Raw genomic sequence first — 23,378 nt, forward strand, 5'->3', positions numbered from 1 at the left:
TGCCCTGGGCTTTTTAAGTTCTTATCTTTTTCGAATCTTTATTCCTCCATCAACTTGCGGTAGCGACCCTTCTTGATTTCAGTATCGCCCAGGCGGCGGGCCTTGTTGATTTCATACTCAGAATAGCTGCCCTCGAAGAAGAAGACCTCACCATTGCCCTCGAAGGCAAGAATGTGGGTACAGATTCGGTCGAGGAACCAGCGGTCGTGGCTGATTACCACCGCACAACCGGCAAATGCTTCCAAACCTTCCTCCAATGCACGGAGGGTGTTCACGTCGATATCGTTGGTAGGCTCATCGAGGAGCAATACATTACCCTCCTGCTTCAATGCCAAAGCCAACTGCAGACGGTTGCGCTCACCACCCGAGAGGACACTGCAGAGCTTGCTCTGGTCGGTGCCCGAGAAGTTGAAACGGCTGATATAAGCACGTGCATTCACATCTCTGCCACCTAGACGCAAGGTCTCATTGCCCTGGGAAATCACCTCGTAAACGGTCTTCTGAGGGTCGATGTCCTTGTGCTGCTGGTCAACATAAGCCAGCTTCACGGTCTCACCCACCTCGAATGTACCGCCATCTGCCTGATCCAAGCCCATGATGAGGCGGAAGAGGGTAGTCTTGCCGGCTCCGTTAGGACCAATCACACCTACGATGCCGTTAGGAGGAAGCATGAAGTTGAGGTCGTTGAAGAGAACCTTTTCGCCGAACGCCTTCTTTACATGCTGAGCCTCTATAACCTTGTTACCCAGACGAGGACCGTTAGGGATGAAGATCTCCAGCTTCTCCTCGCGCTCCTTCTGCTCCTGGTTGAGCATCTGCTCGTAAGAGTTCAGACGAGCCTTACCCTTAGCCTGACGGGCCTTAGGCGCCATGCGAACCCATTCCAACTCGCGCTCCAATGTCTTGCGGCGCTTAGAGGCAGTCTTCTCCTCCTGAATCATTCGCTTGGTCTTCTGATCGAGCCAAGAAGAGTAGTTGCCCTTCCATGGAATACCCTCGCCACGGTCCAACTCCAGAATCCACTCGCTCACGTCGTCGAGGAAGTAGCGGTCGTGGGTAACGGCGATTACCGTACCCTCATACTGCTGCAGGTGCTGCTCCAGCCAGTCGATACTCTCAGCATCCAGGTGGTTGGTAGGCTCATCGAGCAGGAGTACGTCCGGCTTCTGCAGGAGCAGACGGCAGAGAGCCACGCGGCGGCGCTCACCACCCGAGAGATTGGTAACTGGCCAATCACCAGGAGGACAATGCAGGGCAGCCATCGCACGCTCCAGCTTGGAGTCGATGTTCCAGGCATCGGTAGCATCAATGATATCCTGCACCTCAGCCTGACGCTGCATCAGCTTGTCCATCTTATCAGGGTCTCCGTAATATTCTTCGAGACCGAATTTGTTGTTGATGTCCTCGTATTCTGCGAGCGCATCATAGATTTTCTGCACACCCTCCATCACGTTTTCCTTCACGGTCTTGTTCTCGTCGAGCGGAGGATCCTGAGGCAAGTAGCCCACAGAGTAGCCTGGGCTCCAAACCACCTCACCCTGGGTAGGTTGCTCAAGTCCTGCGATGATTTTCATCAACGTAGATTTACCGGCACCGTTCAAACCGATGATACCGATTTTTGCTCCGTAGAAGAACGATAGGTAGATGTTCTTCAGAATCTGTTTCTGGTTTTGTGGGATAATCTTAGATACGCCCACCATTGAGAAGATAATCTTCTTGTCGTCAACTGTTGCCATGTATATAAATAAATGTGTATTTGTGAATAATTTGCCGAAATAGGCACTAACAGTTGCAAAGATACATTATTTTTTTGAAATTCTCGCCTTTCTTTCAAAGAAAAGTTGTATATTTGCATTGATAACATCAAATAGAGGCATTTTGTAATGCTTCTTTCATCTTTTAAAAAGAAAGGATATTTATGGATGCAACCTATATAGACCTGACTGTTCGCCTGTCTCTAGCTCTCATTTTGGGAGGAGCGATAGGCATCGAAAGAGAATACCGTGCCAAGGAGGCGGGGTTCCGCACTCACTTCCTGGTAGCCCTGGGTAGTGCGCTTTTCTGTGTAGTTTCCCAGTATGGATTTGGCTTTGATCTGAAGGATTCCTCGCGCGTTGCTGCCCAAGTGGTTTCGGGTATCGGATTCCTGGGCGCCGGTACCATCATCTTCCAGAAGAATGTGGTCAGGGGCTTGACTACGGCTGCTGGTTTGTGGGTGACGGCAGCTATCGGATTGGCTTGCGGAACGGGTATGTATGTGGCTGCAGCTATTACTACGATGATGGTGTTGATGGGACTGGAGGTACTGAATTATCTGATACCGCAATTGGGAACCTCTACCATCGAACTGAATTTCTCTGCTCCATCAAGGGACAGCGTGAAGGAATTCATCAGTAAAATCAAGCAGAAAGGCATGGAAGTTCATTCTTACGAACTGAAAGAACGGAGATTTTCTAAGGAAGAATTTGTGGAGGCGAGCATTGAAATAAAAGCCAAACGGGGGTTCCATACGCTTGAGATTCTGGATTATATGAATGATTTCTCGGACGTCACGATTTCGACGATTAAATAGAAAGAAAAGATAAAAAGGAGTTAAGACCATCATCTTAACTTCTTTTATCTTTATATGCTTAGAAAATCCTAGCCAGATAGTCGTAATGTTCGCCTTCTGCCACGAGTTCGCCATGCAGACCGCAGGTTTCGGCGATGGATTTGAGCAATGGGAAATCTACGTAGAGCCAGTCGAAACAGTCTCCCTTAATGTCTTTGTAAATCATCTGATAATCCACTTCACCATAGTAGGCACCATTCAGATTGATGTCGAAACTTCCGTCTTCATTCTCGTAGATATATTTGAGGTCGGAGGAATCGATAAGAATCTGTCCGCCCTTGTTGAGCAAAGCCTTGAGACGGTTGAAGAGGGTAGGGAGATGTTCTATCTTTCCGGCGATACCCGTTCCGTTCATCAGGAGGAGGATGGTATCGAACCCTGTTTCCAGATGTTCATCGAAAAGATTGATGCATTCTGTATCCATCACTCCTCTCAGTTCCATCGCTTCGCAGCTCAGAGGAGAAATATCAATGGCTTTTACCTCCAAGCCCTTCTCTTGCAAGGCGAGCGTATGGCAGCCGCTGCCGGCTCCGATATCCAGTACACGCCCTTTTGTGAGTTGCAAGGCCTTCTGCTCCAGCATCGGCATCTCTTCAACTTTTCTGAAGAGATGTTTCACCGGCATTTCGTCCTCTTCGAACATAGAAGAGAGCACACGTAATCTTCCTGCTCTTCCCGATTTCTGATAATCAAGGATAGCGGCGCCCATCGGGTCTTTGTCTTTTGATAATATCTTTGTATTCATTTATTTTGCAATTTTTGAGTGCAAAATTAATGCTTTTTCATTGAATATGCAAGTTTTGAGGAGATATTCTGCTGCTTCTTAATATTTCTCCTACCTTTTGCTTTTCGCTTTCAAAACTGAATTGCTGATAGATGATATTAGCATTCTGCAAATCTATGATATGAGGAGCCATCAGTCTGAGGGCTTTCATCTTGCTGTCACCAAAAGTGAATATATTCATCATGCTGACGGCTTGGGCACAAGAATAGTAACAGCCGAGGCTGGCCACTTCTATCAGATCGAACTTGTTGTCATCAAAGCTTGCCTTCTTCACCTTATTATATAGTTTTGTGAAGGAAGCATCATCGAGACAATAGCCGTAATCCATTCTGCCATCTGGATCACATCTTCCATCGTAGATGGGTGGGGTAGGGTGTTGTGGCTGCTGTACATTCGACATCTGGCTGTTGGGTTCTATGATTCTTGTATCGTACTGCACCACCTTTCCGTTTCTGTCGAAGAAGACCGTGATGTACTTGGAATCTCCAAACAGATTATTATATTTGGCATATTCCCATTTGTCCCCATACATGTCGAAACTGGTGAGCTTAGGTTCTCCAAGAATGGCTATTACTTCCTGCTTGGTCATTCCCCGCTCCACGTTTCTTTTTCCTTTAGCCGAAGCCGAGAGGCATACGGCAAACATCAATATGGTTGTGGCGATGAGCGCCATTACTTCATTTCTTTTCATAAGCGATACTGTTTTTATAAGTTATTATATTGTTTTATGGTTGCAAAAGTACAGCTTTCTTTTGAAATAAAAAGAGAAGAATTCCCTAAAGTAGAAGGGAAAATCCCTATTTCCGATTTTGGTTATTTGTTTCACTTTTCGGGAATGGCTGTGATTATAAAAAGAGATTATCATTTACTGCTAAAGCCTAATATGACTGAATAAACGCACCGAGACGACTGGGTAAGTAACGAAAGGCGTTTAATCAGATTCAATGAACTAATATATTAAGTATACGAAGCCTGTTTACCTTTTGGTTGTACGACTATATACCTTTTAGCTGTACAACTGTATACCAATTTTAGAGTCGAACCATGAAGCGAATAAGTTTACGGCAAGACTTCTGCTCCATCATTTCCTCAGCAAGGAGAATATGGAGTGGTTGGCTCAATATGCCGAGTTTGGCTTGGTGAATGAGCTGAAGCTGGCTCTAGTCTTCGTGAGAGAAGTGGGTGCGATAGATAATGCTACGTATCGCCAGCTGGATTCTTCTATTACTCATGCCCGTGCACGCTTGGAGATTCATAAACTCTGTGATCTTGGATTTATCGAGAAGAAAGGGCAAGGTCGTAGCACTTATTATATAAGAACCTCCAAGGTGGTATCCTTAGGAGAAAGGTTACGACCTCAGGGTGAAAGATTACTACCTCAGCATGGTACATTAGGCGAAAGGTACCAAGGTGAAGATGAAAGGTACCAAGGTAAGTTTGATACCATTGAAGAGGAATGTATGTTAAAACCTCGTGCAGAGTTGGTACGAGAACTTCCTAATGAATTGCAAGAAAGAGTTAATAATATCGGTAACCGAGCTTCTCTTGAGACAGTATGCCAACTCTTAATAGATTTATGTGCATTTAAGCCATATAGTTATGAGGAACTAGCTTCTATTTTGCAACGGTCGCCTAAGGCATTAAAGGATAAATATCTGAAACCTTTGAGATTGGCAAACAAGCTCTTCTATTGGATTCCCGAGATGATTAATCATCCACTGCAAAAGTATGTAGCTGCTCCCTCGATGGCGAGAAGTAGCAATTAAAAAAGAAAACAATAGGAGATTATAGTTTTATGCTCGCATATAAAATATGAATCCGTGAGGAAGACTTTGTGTCTTACCCACGGATTTTTATGTATATTCCTCATCAAAAGAACTCTAAGAGAGATAGATCGCTTTTACTGGTAATCTTTATGCCTTAACGTTCTGGATAATAGCTATAAATCAAGTAACCATTTCCATACAGGTATCACTTCTATTTTCTTGTCTTTTACAACAATTTCTTCTTCCAACTCGTAAGTTAGGATTATGAGACGCTTGCAATCCAATACCTTGGAAAGTTTGATAAGAGCTGTAGATTCTCTTTCCCAAGTTTCTGTAGATTTTTTGGGATTGTAGCTTACTTGTATAGCCATTGCTGCATCAGGTATATAAAAATCTACTTCTATATTTTTATTATAGAAGAAAACTTGTTCGTCTAACCCATATCTTCGTAATAGTTCCATTGCAACCATATTCTCTAATAATGATGTGTCTATATCCATGGCAAGGATACTGATAATACCGTTATCTACAAAATAGTATTTAGGGTTGGTCTCACGTTGTGTGAGATTGTCTGCGATATTCTTTATAGGATAAATTAAGAAAGCATCTTTAGAATATTCAATATAATTGATGAGAGTTGGTTTGCTGAGTTTAGCACCAGTAGATGCTATTATATTGGTGAGTCGTGTGAAAGAAATTGGTTGCTTTACGCTCTCAGCAAGTTTTCGGAAAAGTATGCGAAGTGAGAACTGGTTCTCTATTTTGTTGCGAGAGGCGATGTCGCCGAGGTAAATCTTTTGATATACACTATTGATATAATCTCTTTTTGATGCCAGTTTTGCACCTTCAGGAAAACCTCCAAAATGGAAATAGCTTTCAAAATATCTTTGTACTTTTGCTCTTCCTGATGTGGTTGCGATGGTATCTGTGTCATAAGAAATCTCATTGGCATTCAGAAATTCAGAGAAACTATATGGCATAATGTGTTTAGTGATATAGCGACCTCCCAAGGTCGTTGCCACATCACTGCTAAGCATTTTAGCGTTGCTGCCTGTTATATAGACTCTGTACTTGTTGTCAGCTAAGCGTCGTGCAAATTTATCCCAACCATCTATATTTTGTATTTCATCAAGAAATAGAATTGGGCGTTTGTCAGACATCATACCATGAACCTCAAGGATGAGGTTTAGTTCTTGCGCAGTCATGCCCATCAATCGCTCATCCTCAAAATTGAGATAGAGCATAGAGTTCCAACTGATACCTTGTTTCAGATATTGTTGAATTTGCTGATAAAGCATGAATGATTTGCCGGCTCGTCTTACGCCTATCAAGACATAGTTGGCAAACTCTTCCATTTGGATGTCTCTTGGGACAATATGCTGTAATTCTATCTCTTTTCTATTTTCCAAGAGTATTTCTCTGATGACTTCTTTTTGTATCATAATCTCTTATTGTTTAATTGATTTTGCAAAAATACGATTATTTTGTTAAACCAACTAAACAATATGCATAATTTAACATAAAAAGATGGAAGTAGTAAAAAATAGGAGCTAAATATACCTAAAAATATAGTAAGTAAAAAGAGCAGAAACTAACACTTGTATTCATATAAACTTTTCTGTTGAATTCCGGAGATGATTAATCATCCACTGCAAAAGTATGTAGCTGCCCCCTCGATGGCGAGAAGTAATACAAAGAAGAAAAAAAAGTCCGTGGAAATTAGTTTCCCAACGGACTTTTTTATTGTATAGTTAAAGATTCTTATGCCTTGAAGCTCTCCAAGTCTTCTGCCTTGAAGTTCTGGATGTATGCTGAATGGCCGAGAACTTCCTCCTCTGCCATGCGTACATAAACATTTGCACTCTTGGCAAACATCTCTGGTGCCTTGGTAGCATCATCGAGGATGAGGAGAGACATTACGATGTCGCCAGTCATGTTGTAGAGACGGCGAGCCAGGAAGTCGTGAACTGCCTGATCGTTTGCTTCCTTCACCTTGTTGATGGCTGTCTCGTAAAGATCTACGAGCTTAGCTACACGCTCCTTCAATGGCTTCAAGTCATCTGATACCTCATTCTCCAACATCTCCTTGATGATGCTGAGATAAGTACCGTTGGTGATGTAGCGGATAGCTGCTACTACCTGAAGCTGGGTGGTTCCCTCGTAGATAGAGAAGATGCGGGCATCACGGAACAGGCGCTGGCACTTGTACTCCATGATGAAACCAGAACCACCGTGGATGCTGATGGCATCGTATGCATTCTGGTTAGCATACTCTGAGTTCATACCCTTAGCCAATGGAGTAAATGCATCAGCCAAGCGGGTGTATTTCTTCATCTCCTGACGCTCCTCTGGAGTGAGCTTAGTGTCGCGGGCGATGTCTTCCAAAGCCTTGTAGATATCTACGTAGCGAGCGCAGCAGTAGAGGAGTGAACGACCTGCATCCAACTTAGCCTTCATTCTTGAAAGCATGTCGTATACAGCTGGGAAGTTGATGATCTTCTCACCAAACTGAGCACGCTCCTTGGCATAGGCCAAGCCCTCATTGTAAGCCTCCTGCTCAACACCTACACTCTGAGCAGCAATACCCAGACGGGCACCATTCATCAGAGCCATCACGTACTTAATCAAACCGAGACGGGTGTTACCGCAAAGCTCAGCCTTGGCATTCTTGTAAACCAACTCGCAGGTAGGAGAACCGTGAATACCCAACTTGTGCTCGATGTGACGAACGGTTACGCCACCATCGCGCTTGTCGTAGATGAACATAGAAAGACCACGACCATCCTTGGTGCCTTCCTCTGAACGAGCCAGAACCAGGTGGATGTCTGAGTCACCATTGGTGATGAAACGCTTCACACCGTTCAGACGCCATGTGCCGTCCTCATCCTGTGTAGCCTTCAGCATCACGCGCTGCAAGTCAGAACCTGCATCAGGCTCAGTCAAGTCCATACTCATGGTCTCGCCTGCGCAGATGCGAGGGATGTACTTCTGGCGCTGCTCCTCAGAACCGAACTCATAGAGTGTATCGATACAGCTCTGGAGCGACCAGATGTTCTGGAAACCTGCATCAGCTGCAGCGATAATCTCTGAAGCCATAGAGAAGATGGCGTTAGGCAGGTTCAAGCCGCCGTAACGACGAGGCATAGACAAGCCCCAGAGGCCAGCCTTGCGGGTAGCATCGAGGTTCTCAAATGTCTTGCTGGCATAAATCATGCGGCCGTTCTCCAAGTGTGGACCTTCGAGGTCAACATCCTCAGAGTTTGGTTCGATGATGTTAGCAGCTACATCGCCGGTAATATCCAGCAATCGCTTGTAGTTCTCGATGGCATCCTCATAGTTTACTGGAGCATCTTCAAACTGGTCTTTTTCTGCGTAGTTGCGCTCCTTCAAGTCAACAACACGCTTCATCAATGGGTGATTGAGATGAAATTCAATCTCTGGGTGATCACTATAGTAATTAGCCATTTTGCTTTTCTTATTTAAATAATGTGTAATGCAGATTACTTAGAATTCTGCTTGTAGTACTTGATGAGCTTAGGAACCACATCCTCAACATTGCCGTTGATAACGTAGTCGGCAATCTTGTTGATTGGAGCATCAGGATCGTTGTTCACAGATATGATGATACCCGAATCCTGCATACCGGCGATGTGCTGAATCTGACCAGAGATTCCGCAGGCGATATAAACCTTAGGATGAACGGTAACACCAGTCTGACCAATCTGACGGTCGTGATCTACCCAGCCTGCATCTACGGCAGCACGGGAAGCACCTACCTCACCATGGAGGAGATGAGCCAACTCGAAGAGCTGGTCGAAACCTTCCTTGCTTCCTACACCATAACCACCGGCTACAACGATGGCAGAACCCTTCAGGTTGTGCTTGGCAGCCTCTACGTGGTGGTCGAGTACCTTCACTACGAAGTCTTCAGCAGGAACATACTTGCTTACCTCAGGGTAAACTACTTCCTTCTTGCACTCACCCTCGTAGATGCTCTTCTGCATCACGCCAGAGCGGACAGTAGCCATCTGAGGACGGTGCTCTGGGTTTACGATAGTAGCCACGATGTTACCACCGAAGGCAGGACGAATCTGATAGAGCAGACCCTCATAGTGCTTGCCGCTTTTCTTATCGTCGTAATCACCGATTTCAAGTTCTGTACAGTCGGCGGTAAGACCGCTGGTCAATGAAGAAGAAACACGAGGACCGAGGTCGCGACCGATAACGGTAGCACCCATCAGCGCAATCTGAGGCTTCTCCTCCTTGAAGAGGTTGACGAGAATGTCTGTATGAGGAGCTGAAGTATATGGGAACAAACCCTCAGCATCGAAAACAAATAATTTATCTACACCATAAGGGAGAATCTGATCCTCTACCTGACCCTTGATGCCGGTACCAGCCACGATGGCATGGAGCTCCACACCCTGCTGGTTAGCGAGCTTACGACCCTTGGTGAGCAATTCCTGAGATACTTCGGCAACAGTTGTGCCTTCTACCTCGCAATATACAAATACGTTGTTCATTGTCTTTTCAAAATTATCCGATAATACTTTCGTTCAACAATTCCTTCATCAGTCCGTCGATGTCTTCATCGCTGCTGGTCAAGGTCTTGCTTTCCTTAGCCTGGAACACGATGTTCTTCACGGCCTTCACCTTGGTAGGTGAACCGCTCAAACCGCACTGTGCAGGGTCGCCATCTACATCGGCAACGCTCCACTGGTTCAGAGTGAGGTAAGGGCGCTCTTCATAGAGGTTGGCCCAAGGCTCATCACCCTTGCGCTCCATAGGGCAGGTAGCGTATTTATATTTCATTACGAGCTTCACGTTGCATGGGCGACATGGAGCAGCACTTCCGTTTACGGTGATAACCAATGGCAATGGAGCCTCAACAGTCTCCACACCACCATCAATGAGGCGGCGTATAGTAGCCTTGCCATCCTCTACCTTGAGGATTTCCTCTGCGTAGGTTACCTGGTTCAATCCCAACTTCTGAGCCACCTGCGGACCTACCTGAGCAGTATCACCATCGATAGCCTGGCGACCACCGATCACGATGTCAACGTCACCAATCTTCTGGATACCGGTAGCAAGGGCATAGGAAGTAGCCAATGTATCAGCACCAGCAAAGAGACGGTCGGTAAGCAACCAACCCGTATCAGCACCACGATAAAGACCCTGGCGGATGATTTCTCCAGCACGTGGAGGACCCATGGTCAAAATACCAACTGTAGAACCTGGATTCTGCTCTTTCAATCGGAGAGCCTGCTCCAATGCGTTCAAATCTTCAGGATTGAAGATTGCAGGAAGGGCAGCGCGATTTACTGTGCCTTCGGCGGTCATCGCATCCTTACCCACATTTCTTGTGTCAGGTACTTGCTTGGCAAGTACTACGATTTTTAAACTCATATTTTTAAAAATGGTTATTGTTATAATTTCCTAAGTTTGTTAGTGCTCAGTACTCAAGTTGTACGTCGTCTAGTGCGATTGTCAGACTTGCTATCGTCTAATAAGTTACTGTCCAATGTTCAATTTGGGACAAAACACGGGGGCAAAAGTAACACTTTTTTATGGCTTACGCAAATATTTTATTAAAAAAATGCCCATTTAGTCTTGCTTTGTGCGCAAAACGCAAGAAATGTGCAAGTTTTTTAGAACGTCCGTACTTAACTTTGCTGGCTTATTCAAAGCTCTTGAGTCGAGCGATATATTTGCCCAGAATGTCGAATTCGATATTCACTACCGTTCCCACTTCGATGTCGCAGAAGTTGGTATTCTCTCTGGTATAAGGAATGATGGCAACGGTAAATGTGTTGTCTGTAGGATCACAGACGGTGAGCGAAACGCCGTTAACGGTAACGCTGCCCTTGTCGACCGTGAAATATCCTTTTCTTGCCATTTCCTTGTTGAGCTCATATTCGAAAGTAAAATAAGTAGAGCCATCAGCGTCTTTCATTGCGATACATTTGGCAGTCTCGTCCACGTGTCCCTGTACGATATGACCATCCAGACGGCCGTTCATCACCATAGAACGCTCTACGTTCACCTTGTCGCCTACCTTGAGCAGTCCCAGATTGCTGCGGTCTAGGGTTTCCTTCATGGCGGTAACGGTATAGGTACCGTCCTTGATTTCCACCACGGTGAGGCAGACACCATTATGAGCCACGCTCTGGTCGATGCCGAGTTCATCAACGAAAGAGCACTTCAACGTAAAGTCGATGTTCTCCTTATCATGTCTGATAGCTACGACGGTAGCCATTTCTTCTACGATTCCACTAAACATATATTCTATTTTTATTTGGTTTCATTATTATTTAGAATGCAAAGATATTGCATTAGCTAGAAACAGCCAAATTATTTAAGTTCTTTTGATAAAATAAGCAAGATATATTTGTTTAATTGCCATATTTTTTATATTTTTGCACATTATAATATATGCACATGATAAATGTGATATACATGTCTTTCCAATTTATCTCCAAGTATCAACTCAATGTGCCTTCAAAGGAACGAATGACAGAGTTCTTGCGTAAGGAAAATGAGGGACTATATAATAAGGTATAGGAGCAGCAAAATTAGATAACACAGTTTAGGTAACAATAAAAACATTTGAAGACAATGGAAATCAAGGAAGGATACATGCCCTTCATGGGCTATCAAACATATTATCGTATCGTAGGTAAAACAGAGGAGGGCAAGAGCCCTATCATCCTCTTGCATGGTGGACCAGGCAGTACCCACAACTATTTCGAGCTATTGGATAGGGTAGCGGAATCAGGCAGAGCCGTCATCATGTACGACCAGTTGGGCTGTGGCAACTCATTTGTGGAGGGACATCCCGAACTCTGGACTCCTGAGACTTGGCTCAACGAACTCTGTTCACTCATCGACTATCTCCACATCGACCATTTCCATCTCTTGGGACAGTCGTGGGGCGGCATGCTTGCCATCATCTATCTGATAGAGAAGAAAGCGAAGGGCGTGAAGTCGACCATTCTTAGCAGTACTCTTTCGAGCAGCAAGCTTTGGGCAAGTGAGCAACATCGCATGATTAAGTTTATGTCGGAGAAAGACCAGCGTGCCATCGCTGAGGCTGAGGCGAAGGATGACTTTTCGAGCGAGGCGTATGCCAAGGCGAATGAACACTTCATGCTCCTGCATTGTGCCGGTGAGGTGACGGAGGATAGTCCAGAGTGTCTTCGCCGGAAGAAGCGTGCTGGTGCTGAGGCTTATCTCCATGGTTGGGGACCAAACGAATACACTCCTACAGGTACGCTCCGTGATTATGATTACACCGACCGCTTGGGCGAGATACAAGTACCATGCCTTGTGATGAGTGGAACCAATGACCTCTGCACTCCATTGGTAGCAAAGACGCTCTACGATGGTATCCCAGATTCCAAGTGGCATCTCTTCGTAGGAGCCCGACACATGCCATTTGCCGAGCAAAATGATGAGTATTGCGAGGTATTGGAAGAATGGTTAGGGGAGAAAGATTAGGCTCTTTAGAATTAGAAACGGTTCAATTCCTCATTACCAGCACCCTTACCCTTGTATCGGTTCTTAGATGTGTTAAAGTTATATTGCAATGTCAAGAGCAAGGCACGACTGTCGCTGGTGCTGCTTTGCCAAAGCGTAACATCCTTATTGTAGAATCGTATGTCACGATTGCTTTTGTTGAAGATGTCGTTAGCTTCAAGCGTAACCGAGAAACGATTCTTGCAGAAAGCCTTGTAAAGCTTGGCATTGAGGCTAGAGGAAGAACTGGGCTGCATGTTCTCCTTGTTTCCACGGCTGTTCCATTTAAACTCTTTATTAAAGTAAACGATTTATAAGTTGTCCATAATTAAAAAACTGTGTCAAACTACATTTATTGTAGTTTGACACAGTTTAGTTTACTCTCTCGAATTTTATTTTATTTTTCCCTTTCAAGCAAAGTTATTTAGTTGTGTTTTAAGCCATTAGAACTCTTATTTCTTAAAATATTCTTCCTTTAATTCTCTCTCTACGCTTAGTGATGGATGATTATATATCTGCAAACGACATACTTCATTCGGTATTTTTTCATAAGATGGTGTATTTTCTATCCATATAAGGTGATTATCATCTATAGAATAGAGGTATTTTGTATCCGGTGTAGTTATATAATCACTAATATTTTTAACATAAAGTCTATTTGCTTTTTCATTATACATATAAGGTAATATGACATATCCTATTTTTTGTGGTGGAATAAAATATAATAATCTAAAAGAAGTTTTCTTACGAATTTTATAAAAACCAGTACATATATCTCCAACGATGTCTCCAGCTTTTAAACTGTCTAATATTACATTTGTTTTGCCAATAATATATGTTTTCTGCCATTGCCAAATTCTTTCATTATCCATATATTTATTTAAAGAGTTTAAAGCTACTTTCGGTAAAATAAAATAGTTCTTGCCTTTATATACTTGCATTCTAAAATGAATATTCTCAGAAGGAATATCTATCTTTAAGTTTGTCTTTGAATACCTTTTAGAAAACGATTGGAAAAAAGGAATAGACATTATGCAAAGAATGATTATCACTCTTTGCATAATGTCTATTTTATTTTTGGGGAGAAATATTAACATAAGCAGATATGTTAGAATTACTGAGCTCTCTTAAAAAAGGGGCTCTGTTAGTGTAATGTAAATAAAATAAGGTGTACAAATCTGTGAACTGGAACATGGCACCATTGTTCTTGTTGCCGAAAGCATTGTATTTTCTGATGAAGTCACAACTTATCAAATCATTGAAGGCTTCGGTCAACTTTCCACCAGAAGTGAGTTTCAAGGATTTCATGATGTCCTCACGGCTCATTCCAATTTTCTTCTTGGCTAATCTCCAACAAGTTGATTTCTCGCTTTCTTCCTATTATATTTTGCTGCATATCTTTTGTCGTTTTGATGATGGGGCAAAGATACTATAAAATATCGAAAAATAAGCAGAAAAACATAGAAAAGTGCCGATACTGGTGCCAAAAGTCGATTTTTTTATGCGCTTTTGGCACCAGTATCGGCGTTTTTTAGTAATTTGAATACGATACGAAGGTCTCTAATTGCTTCTCTATTTCAGCGAAAGGTACGTTGAGGTCAAGAGTGCGGAAGTATATGGTATTGCCATCCGCAAGCTTCATACTTCCATTGGGTGTGATGTCTTCGTCTGTTTTAGCATAAAGCAACATGCCATCCACTTTGCCCGAATGCAGTTTGTCCTTATTCATGACATATGTATGAATTTGGTACAAGTTGTTAGAATGTATTGTCGCTTTGTCAAATTGCACTTGCATAGTATGTCCATAATACTTGGTATCAATGATGAGCGTTCGGTCATTGATACTAAGTAAAATGTCTGTTTGCATGATAGGAAGAACATGAGTGGAAGATACTTCTCGGTCGATATTCCAATCTATTTGTGCAGCTTGAGCCTTGTATTCAGGATGTTTAGCCCTATAGTATTCTAAGACAAACTTTTCGAAAAGGTGACAAAGATGTTCATCCGTAAATGATTTCATCTTATATTTTCCCTTTTCAGTTGTCATCAGAATATCTTCGGTAAGGAAATAACAGACATAAAGCAACATTTGATAGGACTTGTTATTTCTGTCGAATGTCAGCATGTTCCATTTTACCGTGCTTAGTTCGATGATGTCGATGCCTGAAAAGAACAACATGAGATTCTTTAGCTTAGTTTTTTGATCTTTTTTGATATTTCCATGCTTAAGAAGTCCAAAGACTGTAGCTTTTATAATCTGATTGAAGATGTTGCTTTCTGACAACTCATCATATTCACAACCGATTTCTTGCTTTCTGCATAACTTGTTTTGGATGGTAGCGTTCAAGTCAAGTTTTCCGCGAAGGGTAGGGAGTGAGTCTTTGCGAATGATATATTGTTTGAAGATACCTTGTTTCAGTTGGCATGAGATGCCCTTGATGAGAATTTCGGCAAACAATTGTTGTATGTTGTCGAAATCCTCACCAGCAATCTCTTCATAATTGTTCTGCTTTAACTCACGAAAAGCATAAGTGAGCATATAGTAGATGTTGAGTATGAATATGTTCTTGTCTTTCGTCATTTGAGTGAATCTAATAGTTTTTCTACAGCCGTTTGATACTTCGAATCGTTGTCAAACCAATATTCTCTAAGCATTGGCTTGATGTCATATTCCACGATATTCTCCAACCACAAATCATTGATGGTGCTTGGATTGGATGCGCAGAAGTAACTGTGCCCGATACAGAATCCCGAACCAAGTGAGTCGTCATTGATTATGTCATGGTTGAGTGAAACTATAGCATTGACAACTTTATTAAACTTATCATTTCCGATGGACTCTTGGTGCTTCTTGAAACCTTCAGTGTCAAATCCAGGAGTCATTTCATAGAAACTAAATCGACGGCGCAAGGCATAGTCTATCATGGCAAGGCTTCTGTCTGCAGTATTCATCATACCTATTATATATAGGTTGCTTGGCACGCTGAACATTTCGCCATTATAAGCCAATTTAATTTCTGTGTCTCGATAGTCTTTTTCTATTAGCATTAACAATTCACCAAATATCTTGCTCAGGTTTCCACGATTTATTTCATCTATAATGAAGTAGTAATCTTTGTCCGGATTACTTTGGGCTCTTTTACAGAAGTTATAGAAAACTCCCTTTTTGAGTTCGAATCCACCATCTTCGTTAGGTCGATACCCCATCATGAAATCCTCATAGCTATAATTTTGGTGGAATTGGATGAATTCGATTCTCGATTCGTCTATATCCCCCATCATAGAGTAAGCTAATCTCTTAGCGGAGAATGTCTTACCTACGCCAGGTGCTCCTTGCAAGATGATGTTCTTCTTGTTTTGCAAGAGCAAGCGCAGCTTGGTATAGTCTTCTTCGCTCATATATACCTCATTGAGAAAATTCTCTTGTGTATAGGGTTTCAGCTGTTTGTTTTCTTCTTTTGGATTGGATTCTCTGATGAGATCAATCAGGTACTCATATTCGTCAGGGGCAACTTTGAATAGTGAGCCATTCTTGTTTTGAATGAATTCCATGCTTTTTAGCTCTGGTGCATCCTTGAATGAGGCGTAATCGATAGGGTATTGCAGGGATTCAACTTTTTTGAAACAAATATGCTGCCCATCTGATGGTGTGTCGATTTCGGCAATGGCAACGATTTGTTTCACTGGGTTAGCCTCATACCCTATGACAATATCCCCTTTCTTGGCATTCACGAAGTTCTGAAAGATTCTTCGTGGATTGCCATTCTCATTATAAAGAGTATAGTCTTGGATTTCACCGACCTTCATCTTGGAGAAACTCCAAATCTTAGGACTGGCTACGAGCCACCAATATTGCTTGTCTATATTGTAATTTGTTTCTTTTGGGGTATCCATATCTTTTTTTGTAGATTCTTTCTTTAGTTCCTTAAGAATGTTTTGTAGTTCTTCTGTAAATTCAAAAATATCTTTTTGACCTTGTTCTGAAATGATTACAGATTGGAGCTTTGAAATGGATGCTTTATTTGCTTTTTTCATTCCAAAATATTTAGCTAAAGTGACAAGATCTTTCTTCTTGAATAGTGGAATGCAGTCTTTCTTTGAATACAAAAATGCAATTTTCCATTTATATTCTTCACCAAGCTCTGTGATTGTATTTATAATTTCAAAATTTCCACTTTGTGCATTAGTCGCAATTGTAATTATGGCTTTTTTTACAACTTCAAATGCTTCAGAGGATGTCGGTTTATTGTATTCGGAGTGCCAAGCGTAGATTCCATCACTTGTTAATCTTTCATCCCAAACCTTTGTCTTACGCTGTTGGTATTTGAATATGCCTAATTTATAAGAGCTACCTCCCCCAATAGAGCCAAGATTGTATGTGCGTGTTTCTATCCAATAGCAAAAGGAATCCTCATTTTTAGTATCAGCGTATTGGTCAAGAGTCATTCCTTTTAGATTTTCAGTAGGAAATGCTAAAAGAAATGATTTCTTAATAAAATGAAGATATGCAATATGATTCTTTGTTTCATTTGTGTTGTTAAATTCAAGGCACAATGCCTCGTACTGATTTTCATTAAGTTTAAAGGATGGCTCTTCTCTAATTTCACCTAATTCCTTGTGTCTTAATAAAAAATCAGTAGCAGTCTTAAGGCTGATATTGAGATTACGTAATGCTTTGTTTAATCTAATACTCATATTTTATTTCTTTTTTAAGAGTGTCATTAATAATTTTTTACCTTTATCCGTTAGCTTAAATTTCTGAAATCTACTTTTCGGAATCTCAGGAATTGTTAACTCTAGAAATCCATGACTGACAAGTGGCTCAATATGCATCTTGTAGTTTTTGGTCTGGAATGTTAATCCTAAAAAAGTAAGAATTTCTCTTCTCGTTTTTGGGGTTAAGCAATAATCCAAAATCTTTTGAGTGTTTTCTGTGACATAGTTACTGACATAGTTACTGACATAGTTACTGACATGGTTACTGACATAGTTACTTTCTCTGTTAGTAGCTCTGTCACTATCCAGCCAAAAAGTGACAGTGCTGGTGCAGATATCACTCTCAAAAGTCACGTCATTTCCTGTGATTTTCTTCCACTCATTCATCATGTCGAAACCATAACCGATGGTTTCTGATAGATTTACCAGTCTGAATATCTTGGCGATAATCGGGTTGCGAGGATTGGAATAGAGATGGTTGCCCAGTTGGGATATAGGCACAGGATAGCCACCGGCATTGAAGAACTCGACTCTGTCGGTATAGATATGAATGCAGGAGTGAATGGTGCTGAATGGATCGAAGTGAGAGAGCATATTGACTAATGCTTCTCGCAAAATCTTAAACTGTGAGCGATCTTCCACATTGAAACCCTCATCGTTCATCATGAAAGGCGTATCCACGATGAGGCGCAGTCTCCTGATCATAATCTGAAAATACTCCCAAAGGTTCTCTTGCTCGGGAATGCGGTAGGTATAGCGGGTTCGGGCTTCTCTCACGCTTCTGCCTGGAATCTCCACCAAGTCCATCCAAAACGTAGGGACATAACGGCGAACCCATTCTTCTTTTCCAAAACACATCAAACCACCATAGTTCAGATGCCCTTCATTATCGGTGATGCCGATGCGCTTGCAGAAGTCGGCGATGTCATTGCCTATCAGATTGGGACGAGGACTGTATAGTTTGAAGTAATTACGATAGTCACGAATGGTGTCCTCATTGAGCATGGAGAGGTCGGAGTCTAAGAGTATCTGCTCAGACTTGATGCCGAATGATTGGTTATGAAACATGGCGGTTATCTCGCCATTGGTAGCTCGCTGGTCTCCACTGCCGAATCGGATGAATGTATTCTGCGGATTGTTATAGTAGATGGGTTTGTGGGGTGATGAGGCGATATGAAATGCCAAAACCTTATGCCCATCTATATGATAGAGCATGCTCTTGGCATCGACTGGCTCATTGAATTTCTGAGAACGCAAGGTGCCCAGGAAGTCTTGTTCCAACTTCTCTGCATTGTCAACTCCGGAGATTTCAAACTTCTTGCCATTCTGCTTCACTCCAAGCACTATCCATCCGCCAGAAGTGTTGGCGAATGCACTTACGGTCTCCCATATATTCTTGGGTAGTTCGCTCTTGGCTTCCTTGGCCTCGAAGTCCTCCCATTCGATGTCGTTGATTCTATCTATCAGCTCTTCCTTGGTCATAATCTTAATGATGATTTAATTGAGTAATTGAAATTCTTTCTCCTTTCACTTTTACCTATCATCCTCTGTCAATCAGTGAGTTGCAGTGAAGGGACGGAGCGGTCGCTACTTCAAGAAGTAGATAGGAGCATGCTGGGTGCCTTCCTTCTCCATGATGCCTTTCTCGCAGAAATGGTTGAGCCACTTCTGAGCCATGTATGGAGTCAAGCCGAAGTGGATGCGCATGATGCGAGTGGTGATGTAACGATTCTTTTGAAGATACTCCTTGATATTCTCTAACATCTTTTCCTCGGAGTATTTTGTAGATTGGTTGGAATAGCGGGAGCGGACGAAATGGACGTTGCGCTGTACTTCCTCCATTAGCTTACCTTCTGGTCGGAAGTTGATGCCGGTGATGCGTACTTCCTTGCCCGTAATCTTCTTGTCTGGATTCTCCTCTGGCATCTCTAGGCTAGCCGACATGGAGAAGTAGCCTATCTCTGGGATGTAAAAGCGGCGTCCCAGTGAGAATTCTTCCACCATAAGGTCGTGAAGCTCTGCCAACACCGCAGCCACATCTCCCTTGGTGAGTGAGCAGCGGTTCTGGATTTTCTCTTGCAATTGTCTCTCGGTCATAGGTTCATGCTGCACGATGCGAACGTATTGGCGCTTTTCTCCTATGCCCTGGGCATTGTTGAGCATGTAAATGTCGTATTTCAGTTCCATATTTCTTGTTGTTTGATGGTTCGTTGTTTTTTATATTCTTTGTCTTCTATGAAAGATGATGCAAATATATATAATAATGTGATAACTTGTATCTTTTGGTGTAAAATATTAGGGTTATTTAAACATTGGTATATGTCGTGTGATTATACGGCATTTGTCATCCGACCGTATGGTAAGTGTCGTATAATCGCATGACAAATGTCACGCAATCGTTATAATTGCTTTCTTGCATCGTTATAATTGTTTCCTTGCATCGTTATAATTGCTTCCTTGCATCATATAAGTCACAACATTGTTACCATCCATCTCATCCTTGGCAATTCGCAGGGGGAGGTATGTGATGAGGCTGAGACTATCTATTACACCTTCGGACCTGAGAAGGCGCAGGAAATGGGGTTCAGTGGATGCAAGGTAGAAGGTGAATAAAAGGCGCTTTTCAAGAAATGCTCATTCTGAATGAGTGGTTTTGCTCATTTTTACTCATTCTGAATGAGCAAAAATGATAGAAATTACTCATTCTGAATGAATAAAAATGAAGATTTATTTGGTTGTTTACTTAAAAAATCGTGTTCGTCGAGTTGAAACGCCGCGGATATGATGTTTTTTATTATGCAGATAAGAAGGAGTGCGACTTTGTTGTTAGAGAGGGCATAAGAATCATGAAGGCTTATCAAGTAACGATAGTGATGAATGACGAGAAAACTCGCAAGCGGGAAATCGAGGGGCTGATGGAAACCATGAATGCTTATGGCTTGGCTGAGGGATATATTCTTACGATGGAGGAGAAGGAAGAGCTTGAGATAGATGGCAAGCAGGTTCATGTTCTTCCTACGTGGGAATGGATGTTGAGAGAGAAGTGAAATAAAAAAAGTGATCCTAATATAACCTTGATGTTATCATATCTGTGGGCTATCGTGTAAAATCTATTCAAGGCACGCGTTTCCGTCAATGGGCTACAGAGCGACTATAGAAGTTAAAGAAGTTATCACTCCCTGCGGTCGTTCGGGAAGTAAAGAGACAATAGTCATCTAGCGTAAAACGTAGAACATTTGTCTCTTTACTTCCCTCTAACCAACGTATGTAAACTGGCAGGTTTGTATGCAGCCAGTCTAAATCACCTTGACACTCTTTTTTCCTCCTCTTCCATCAATCACGATTTTCTCGAAGACGATGGCTGGGTCGTTAGGAGTGAGGGTGAGGGTGTGGATGCCATCGGATGAGGCTGGCAGCTCTAGCTCTATCACCTTGTCCACGATGCGAGTGGCTATCGTTGGATAATAGATATTGTAGATATTCTCCGGCTTCTCGTTCAAATCTTTGTTGAAGTTAATCTCTACAGGAGAAGTGCCATCTAAACTTACACCATAGGTTAAGCCGCCCTTGTTGAGATAATCCAAGGTTGATTTGGTAATCACATGAATGCGAACCTTCTGCTTGCCATTAAATGCCTTGCCATCCGAAGTTTTGCTAACTTGCATCTTAAACTTGTAAGTGATGCTAGCTCCCTTTACACTCTTAGTATATGGCATCAGAGTCATTGCCGATACGCTTTTGCCCATGAAAGGAATCTCTGTCCATTTAGCCTCGGCAGCATCCGTCTTGCTGCTATAGTAAGGAGCTTCGATTTCTACCACGCCGTTGTTTTCGCTGATAATCACTCCATCCTTGGAGGTTACCCGGAAGAGCTCCGGACAGGTATCCTTCTCGAAATCATCATTCCAACTCTTATAGCCGATATGCTTCTGGGTCATCATTCCGTTCCACTTGCCGCCAGCCATCTTATGGTTGTAATAGTCGCAGATGAGTGAATCGCGCTTGAAGAGGCGTTCGCATTCATCAGCCCATACATTCGCCTTCGGATTGCCCTGCTTGTAGAGGGCGTGGTTCTGTGCCTGGGCAAAGTACATCTGGTGCAGATTGCTCATCAGCTCGATAGGGAAGAGGATGATCTGGCGATAGGCATCGTGATAGGATGCCGGCAGACTGTTGTACTGGCGTAGTGCATCGGCTTCGAGCTGGAGATACTGGTTTTCCACCTCCTGCCATTCACCGTTTTCCAGACTGTAGGTGTTCTTGTCAAGCATCTCTGGGGTGCAGCGGCCGTTGTACTTGCAGATGAGGTTCAGAATGCGGGCTGCTTCATCGGCCTGCGATTCACCAAACTGCTGTGCGCACCAGTCGCGGGTATGGCGAGTGATGTTGTTTACATCGTATTTACGTGGATTCCAAGCCATGTCCATAAACTGACTGATAGGATATTCCATCGGCTTGAGGTCGCCAACATTGAGAATCCAGAGACGGTCAATGCCATTCTCGTAAGCAAGCGTCAACTGCTCCCAAGGATTCTGCACAGGAGTAACGTTGAGCATCTTTGAGTTTCTTGGAGCACCTACGTAATCTACGTGATAGTATAAGCCCCAACCGCCTTTGTGCTTGCGTTCCTTGGCATTCGGCACACGGCGCACGTTACCCCAGTTGTCATCGCAGAGCAGGAGGGTTACGTCATCAGGCACCTTCATGCCCTTGTCGTAGTAATCCAATACCTCTTTATATAGTGCCCAGACCTGCGGGGTTTCGCTTGCCTTCTTTCCGGTTATGTCAGCGATAATCTTACGCTGGTCGTTGATGATGTTGGTCATCAGCTTAGTATCAGCCTCTTCGCTCATCGCTTCATCGCCGTCGCCGCGCATTCCGATGGTTACAATCTGTTCAGTACCCTTCATTCGCTCAATGCCTTCACGGAAGAACTTCTGCAGGTTTGCCTTGTTTTTCTGGTAGTTCCATGGTCCCCATCCCTTTCGGTTGCGGGCGTATTCCTGATGGTTGCGTGCCATCGGCTCATGATGGGAAGTACTCATCACTACGCCCATCTCATCTGCCGTCTTCTCGTTTTCAGGGTCATCGGCATAGAAAGCCCAGCCCCACATGGCAGGCCACATCATGTTACCTCTCAGTCGCAATACCAGTTCGAAGACGCGCTGATAGAATCGGTGGTCGCCATACTCGGTGCCGTAGGTGTTCTTTACCCAAGAGGTGAGGCCGGGAGCTTCATCGTTGAGGAAGATGCCGCGATAGCGTACGGCTGGTTCACCATCTGTATAGATTCCCTTGTTTACGAAAATGGAATCGTGATGCTCTATAGGCACGTCGGCCCAGTCGTACCAAGGTGAAACGCCCATCTGCTGCGAGAGTTCGTAGATGCCATAGATGGTGCCTCGGCGGTCGCTGCCAGCAATGACGAGCTGACCATCTGTGAGCGTGATGATAAACTTTTCCCGTTTGCCCTTCAGTAGATTTCCGTTGATGCGCTTCTGTTTCACCAGTTGGTCGATGGCTGCTGAATGGCCGATGGTACCTACGAGGATAGCTGGTCGGACAGTGTCGGCTTTTTTCAGAAAACCGGCATCCGAGGTGAGGGTGGCTGTGGCTCCACTCACACTTTTTATATCTTTCAGCAGGGCATGAGCAGCATAGCTCACTCCCTTGCAGTCGTTGGTATCCATGTAGATTTCTACCTGGTTGTTGGCATTCAGCAGCAAGTCTCCTTGCTTGAAATTCACAAATCTGTCGGCTGCGCTCATGCTGATAGTTGAGAGCAGGGCAGCGCTTGCCAGGAATGTTCGCTTGATGTTGTTTAGTTTCATATTTATTTATTTTGTTGTTATTTCCCGATTGTCAGCAATGTGTTTTTGCCGGTTGCAAAGATAGCCAAAACTATCCGAATGTACTTTATTTTATGTAACCTTTAGATTTTAATATGTTTCATTTTTACTTTTCTGTCCGTTTCTCTTTGTGTTTT

General features: G+C 43.2%; 21 protein-coding genes and 1 pseudogene. 7 read left to right on the forward strand and 15 right to left on the reverse strand.

Annotated features, from left to right (window positions below; genetic code table 11):
- Positions 1-38: 38 nt before the first annotated feature.
- Positions 39-1,736, reverse strand: a complete 1,698-nt coding sequence (ettA, locus tag RCO84_RS02365) for an energy-dependent translational throttle protein EttA (protein WP_006847047.1) — start codon at positions 1,734-1,736, stop codon at positions 39-41.
- 182 nt (positions 1,737-1,918) lie between these two features.
- On the opposite strand from ettA, the gene RCO84_RS02370 reads away from it, so the two are divergent.
- On the forward strand, positions 1,919-2,572 hold the full coding sequence (locus RCO84_RS02370) for an MgtC/SapB family protein (RefSeq protein WP_022120191.1): 654 nt from the start codon (positions 1,919-1,921) through the stop codon (positions 2,570-2,572).
- A gap of 58 nt (positions 2,573-2,630) precedes the next feature.
- Here the strand turns inward: RCO84_RS02370 and RCO84_RS02375 are convergent, their stop codons facing one another.
- Both RCO84_RS02375 and RCO84_RS02380 read right to left on the reverse strand, forming a co-directional pair.
- Positions 2,631-3,356, reverse strand: a complete 726-nt coding sequence (locus RCO84_RS02375) for a class I SAM-dependent methyltransferase (protein ID WP_144151748.1) — start codon at positions 3,354-3,356, stop codon at positions 2,631-2,633.
- 37 nt (positions 3,357-3,393) lie between these two features.
- The gene (locus tag RCO84_RS02380; RefSeq protein ID WP_144151745.1) at positions 3,394-4,086 is read right to left on the reverse strand and encodes a DUF4476 domain-containing protein; all 693 of its coding nucleotides are present in this window, start codon (positions 4,084-4,086) and stop codon (positions 3,394-3,396) included.
- 36 nt (positions 4,087-4,122) lie between these two features.
- On the opposite strand from RCO84_RS02380, the gene RCO84_RS02385 reads away from it, so the two are divergent.
- On the forward strand, positions 4,123-4,290 hold the full coding sequence (locus RCO84_RS02385; protein ID WP_264909002.1) for a hypothetical protein: 168 nt from the start codon (positions 4,123-4,125) through the stop codon (positions 4,288-4,290).
- Between the two features lie 208 nt (positions 4,291-4,498).
- Positions 4,499-5,161, forward strand: coding sequence for a hypothetical protein (locus RCO84_RS02390; protein ID WP_317577042.1), 663 nt, complete (start codon positions 4,499-4,501; stop codon positions 5,159-5,161).
- 173 nt (positions 5,162-5,334) lie between these two features.
- Here RCO84_RS02390 and RCO84_RS02395 read toward each other — a convergent pair whose 3' ends face one another.
- From RCO84_RS02395 to RCO84_RS02415, 5 genes are all read right to left on the reverse strand, one after another.
- Positions 5,335-6,603 (reverse strand): ATP-binding protein, encoded by a 1,269-nt coding sequence (locus RCO84_RS02395; RefSeq protein ID WP_144154226.1) that lies wholly within the window; start codon positions 6,601-6,603, stop codon positions 5,335-5,337.
- Positions 6,604-6,922: 319 nt separating this feature from the next.
- The gene (locus RCO84_RS02400; protein WP_144154228.1) at positions 6,923-8,626 is read right to left on the reverse strand and encodes an acyl-CoA dehydrogenase family protein; all 1,704 of its coding nucleotides are present in this window, start codon (positions 8,624-8,626) and stop codon (positions 6,923-6,925) included.
- Positions 8,627-8,661: 35 nt separating this feature from the next.
- Positions 8,662-9,684 carry an electron transfer flavoprotein subunit alpha/FixB family protein gene (locus RCO84_RS02405; RefSeq protein ID WP_089545009.1) on the reverse strand — a complete coding sequence of 341 codons (1,023 nt, stop codon included), beginning with the start codon at positions 9,682-9,684 and terminating at the stop codon, positions 8,662-8,664.
- A gap of 13 nt (positions 9,685-9,697) precedes the next feature.
- Positions 9,698-10,567, reverse strand: a complete 870-nt coding sequence (locus RCO84_RS02410; RefSeq protein ID WP_006847063.1) for an electron transfer flavoprotein subunit beta/FixA family protein — start codon at positions 10,565-10,567, stop codon at positions 9,698-9,700.
- 271 nt (positions 10,568-10,838) lie between these two features.
- Entirely contained in the window at positions 10,839-11,441 is a 603-nt protein-coding gene (locus tag RCO84_RS02415) for a riboflavin synthase (RefSeq protein ID WP_022120073.1), read from the reverse strand.
- A gap of 335 nt (positions 11,442-11,776) precedes the next feature.
- Between RCO84_RS02415 and pepI the strand changes: the two genes are divergently transcribed.
- Positions 11,777-12,658 (forward strand): proline iminopeptidase, encoded by an 882-nt coding sequence (gene pepI, locus RCO84_RS02420; protein WP_317583766.1) that lies wholly within the window; start codon positions 11,777-11,779, stop codon positions 12,656-12,658.
- Between the two features lie 11 nt (positions 12,659-12,669).
- Here the strand turns inward: pepI and RCO84_RS02425 are convergent, their stop codons facing one another.
- The 6 genes from RCO84_RS02425 to RCO84_RS02450 all read right to left on the reverse strand — a co-directional run bounded on the left by RCO84_RS02425 (position 12,670) and on the right by RCO84_RS02450 (position 19,579).
- On the reverse strand, positions 12,670-12,987 hold the full coding sequence (locus RCO84_RS02425) for an outer membrane beta-barrel protein (protein WP_317573971.1): 318 nt from the start codon (positions 12,985-12,987) through the stop codon (positions 12,670-12,672).
- A 141-nt stretch (positions 12,988-13,128) separates the two neighbouring features.
- Positions 13,129-13,773, reverse strand: coding sequence for a hypothetical protein (locus RCO84_RS02430; protein WP_264910257.1), 645 nt, complete (start codon positions 13,771-13,773; stop codon positions 13,129-13,131).
- Between the two features lie 434 nt (positions 13,774-14,207).
- Complete coding sequence (mcrC, locus tag RCO84_RS02435; RefSeq protein WP_317583767.1) at positions 14,208-15,257, reverse strand: 5-methylcytosine-specific restriction endonuclease system specificity protein McrC; 1,050 nt, start codon at positions 15,255-15,257, stop codon at positions 14,208-14,210.
- On the reverse strand, positions 15,254-17,371 hold the full coding sequence (locus RCO84_RS02440) for an AAA family ATPase (protein WP_317583769.1): 2,118 nt from the start codon (positions 17,369-17,371) through the stop codon (positions 15,254-15,256). The genes mcrC and RCO84_RS02440 overlap by 4 nt, the downstream gene beginning before the upstream one ends.
- A gap of 3 nt (positions 17,372-17,374) precedes the next feature.
- Entirely contained in the window at positions 17,375-18,874 is a 1,500-nt protein-coding gene (locus RCO84_RS02445; RefSeq protein WP_317583770.1) for an RNA-binding domain-containing protein, read from the reverse strand.
- A gap of 105 nt (positions 18,875-18,979) precedes the next feature.
- Complete coding sequence (locus tag RCO84_RS02450; RefSeq protein WP_317583773.1) at positions 18,980-19,579, reverse strand: HU family DNA-binding protein; 600 nt, start codon at positions 19,577-19,579, stop codon at positions 18,980-18,982.
- Between the two features lie 270 nt (positions 19,580-19,849).
- Between RCO84_RS02450 and RCO84_RS02455 the strand changes: the two genes are divergently transcribed.
- The 3 genes and pseudogenes from RCO84_RS02455 to rhuM form a co-directional block, all read left to right on the forward strand.
- The gene (locus tag RCO84_RS02455) at positions 19,850-20,005 is read left to right on the forward strand and encodes a hypothetical protein (RefSeq protein WP_297156643.1); all 156 of its coding nucleotides are present in this window, start codon (positions 19,850-19,852) and stop codon (positions 20,003-20,005) included.
- A 233-nt stretch (positions 20,006-20,238) separates the two neighbouring features.
- The gene (locus RCO84_RS02460; RefSeq protein ID WP_264900917.1) at positions 20,239-20,439 is read left to right on the forward strand and encodes a hypothetical protein; all 201 of its coding nucleotides are present in this window, start codon (positions 20,239-20,241) and stop codon (positions 20,437-20,439) included.
- A gap of 20 nt (positions 20,440-20,459) precedes the next feature.
- Positions 20,460-20,546, forward strand: a pseudogene (gene rhuM, locus RCO84_RS02465) (RhuM family protein); the annotation flags it as partial.
- 142 nt (positions 20,547-20,688) lie between these two features.
- Here rhuM and RCO84_RS02470 read toward each other — a convergent pair.
- Positions 20,689-23,223, reverse strand: coding sequence for a glycosyl hydrolase 115 family protein (locus RCO84_RS02470; protein WP_317583777.1), 2,535 nt, complete (start codon positions 23,221-23,223; stop codon positions 20,689-20,691).
- Positions 23,224-23,378: the final 155 nt, after the last annotated feature.

This window comes from Segatella copri (assembly GCF_949820605.1).
In the GTDB taxonomy this organism is placed as follows: Bacteria; Bacteroidota; Bacteroidia; order Bacteroidales; family Bacteroidaceae; genus Prevotella.

What these genes read in the sequence shown, in the direction of transcription:
- RCO84_RS02415 (WP_022120073.1), bottom strand. Translation starts at nt 11,441, where the DNA reads ATGTTTAGTGGAATCGTAGAAGAAATGGCTACCGTCGTAGCTATCAGA.
- RCO84_RS02370 (WP_022120191.1), top strand. Translation starts at nt 1,919, where the DNA reads ATGGATGCAACCTATATAGACCTGACTGTTCGCCTGTCTCTAGCTCTC.
- RCO84_RS02390 (WP_317577042.1), top strand. Translation starts at nt 4,499, where the DNA reads ATGGAGTGGTTGGCTCAATATGCCGAGTTTGGCTTGGTGAATGAGCTG.
- RCO84_RS02450 (WP_317583773.1), bottom strand. Translation starts at nt 19,579, where the DNA reads ATGGAACTGAAATACGACATTTACATGCTCAACAATGCCCAGGGCATA.
- RCO84_RS02430 (WP_264910257.1), bottom strand. Translation starts at nt 13,773, where the DNA reads ATGTTAATATTTCTCCCCAAAAATAAAATAGACATTATGCAAAGAGTG.
- RCO84_RS02440 (WP_317583769.1), bottom strand. Translation starts at nt 17,371, where the DNA reads ATGAGTATTAGATTAAACAAAGCATTACGTAATCTCAATATCAGCCTT.
- ettA (WP_006847047.1), bottom strand. Translation starts at nt 1,736, where the DNA reads ATGGCAACAGTTGACGACAAGAAGATTATCTTCTCAATGGTGGGCGTA.
- RCO84_RS02405 (WP_089545009.1), bottom strand. Translation starts at nt 9,684, where the DNA reads ATGAACAACGTATTTGTATATTGCGAGGTAGAAGGCACAACTGTTGCC.
- RCO84_RS02410 (WP_006847063.1), bottom strand. Translation starts at nt 10,567, where the DNA reads ATGAGTTTAAAAATCGTAGTACTTGCCAAGCAAGTACCTGACACAAGA.
- mcrC (WP_317583767.1), bottom strand. Translation starts at nt 15,257, where the DNA reads ATGACGAAAGACAAGAACATATTCATACTCAACATCTACTATATGCTC.
- RCO84_RS02460 (WP_264900917.1), top strand. Translation starts at nt 20,239, where the DNA reads ATGAAGGCTTATCAAGTAACGATAGTGATGAATGACGAGAAAACTCGC.
- RCO84_RS02470 (WP_317583777.1), bottom strand. Translation starts at nt 23,223, where the DNA reads ATGAAACTAAACAACATCAAGCGAACATTCCTGGCAAGCGCTGCCCTG.
- RCO84_RS02380 (WP_144151745.1), bottom strand. Translation starts at nt 4,086, where the DNA reads ATGAAAAGAAATGAAGTAATGGCGCTCATCGCCACAACCATATTGATG.
- RCO84_RS02395 (WP_144154226.1), bottom strand. Translation starts at nt 6,603, where the DNA reads ATGATACAAAAAGAAGTCATCAGAGAAATACTCTTGGAAAATAGAAAA.
- RCO84_RS02400 (WP_144154228.1), bottom strand. Translation starts at nt 8,626, where the DNA reads ATGGCTAATTACTATAGTGATCACCCAGAGATTGAATTTCATCTCAAT.
- RCO84_RS02375 (WP_144151748.1), bottom strand. Translation starts at nt 3,356, where the DNA reads ATGAATACAAAGATATTATCAAAAGACAAAGACCCGATGGGCGCCGCT.
- RCO84_RS02445 (WP_317583770.1), bottom strand. Translation starts at nt 18,874, where the DNA reads ATGACCAAGGAAGAGCTGATAGATAGAATCAACGACATCGAATGGGAG.
- RCO84_RS02385 (WP_264909002.1), top strand. Translation starts at nt 4,123, where the DNA reads ATGGTTGCAAAAGTACAGCTTTCTTTTGAAATAAAAAGAGAAGAATTC.
- pepI (WP_317583766.1), top strand. Translation starts at nt 11,777, where the DNA reads ATGGAAATCAAGGAAGGATACATGCCCTTCATGGGCTATCAAACATAT.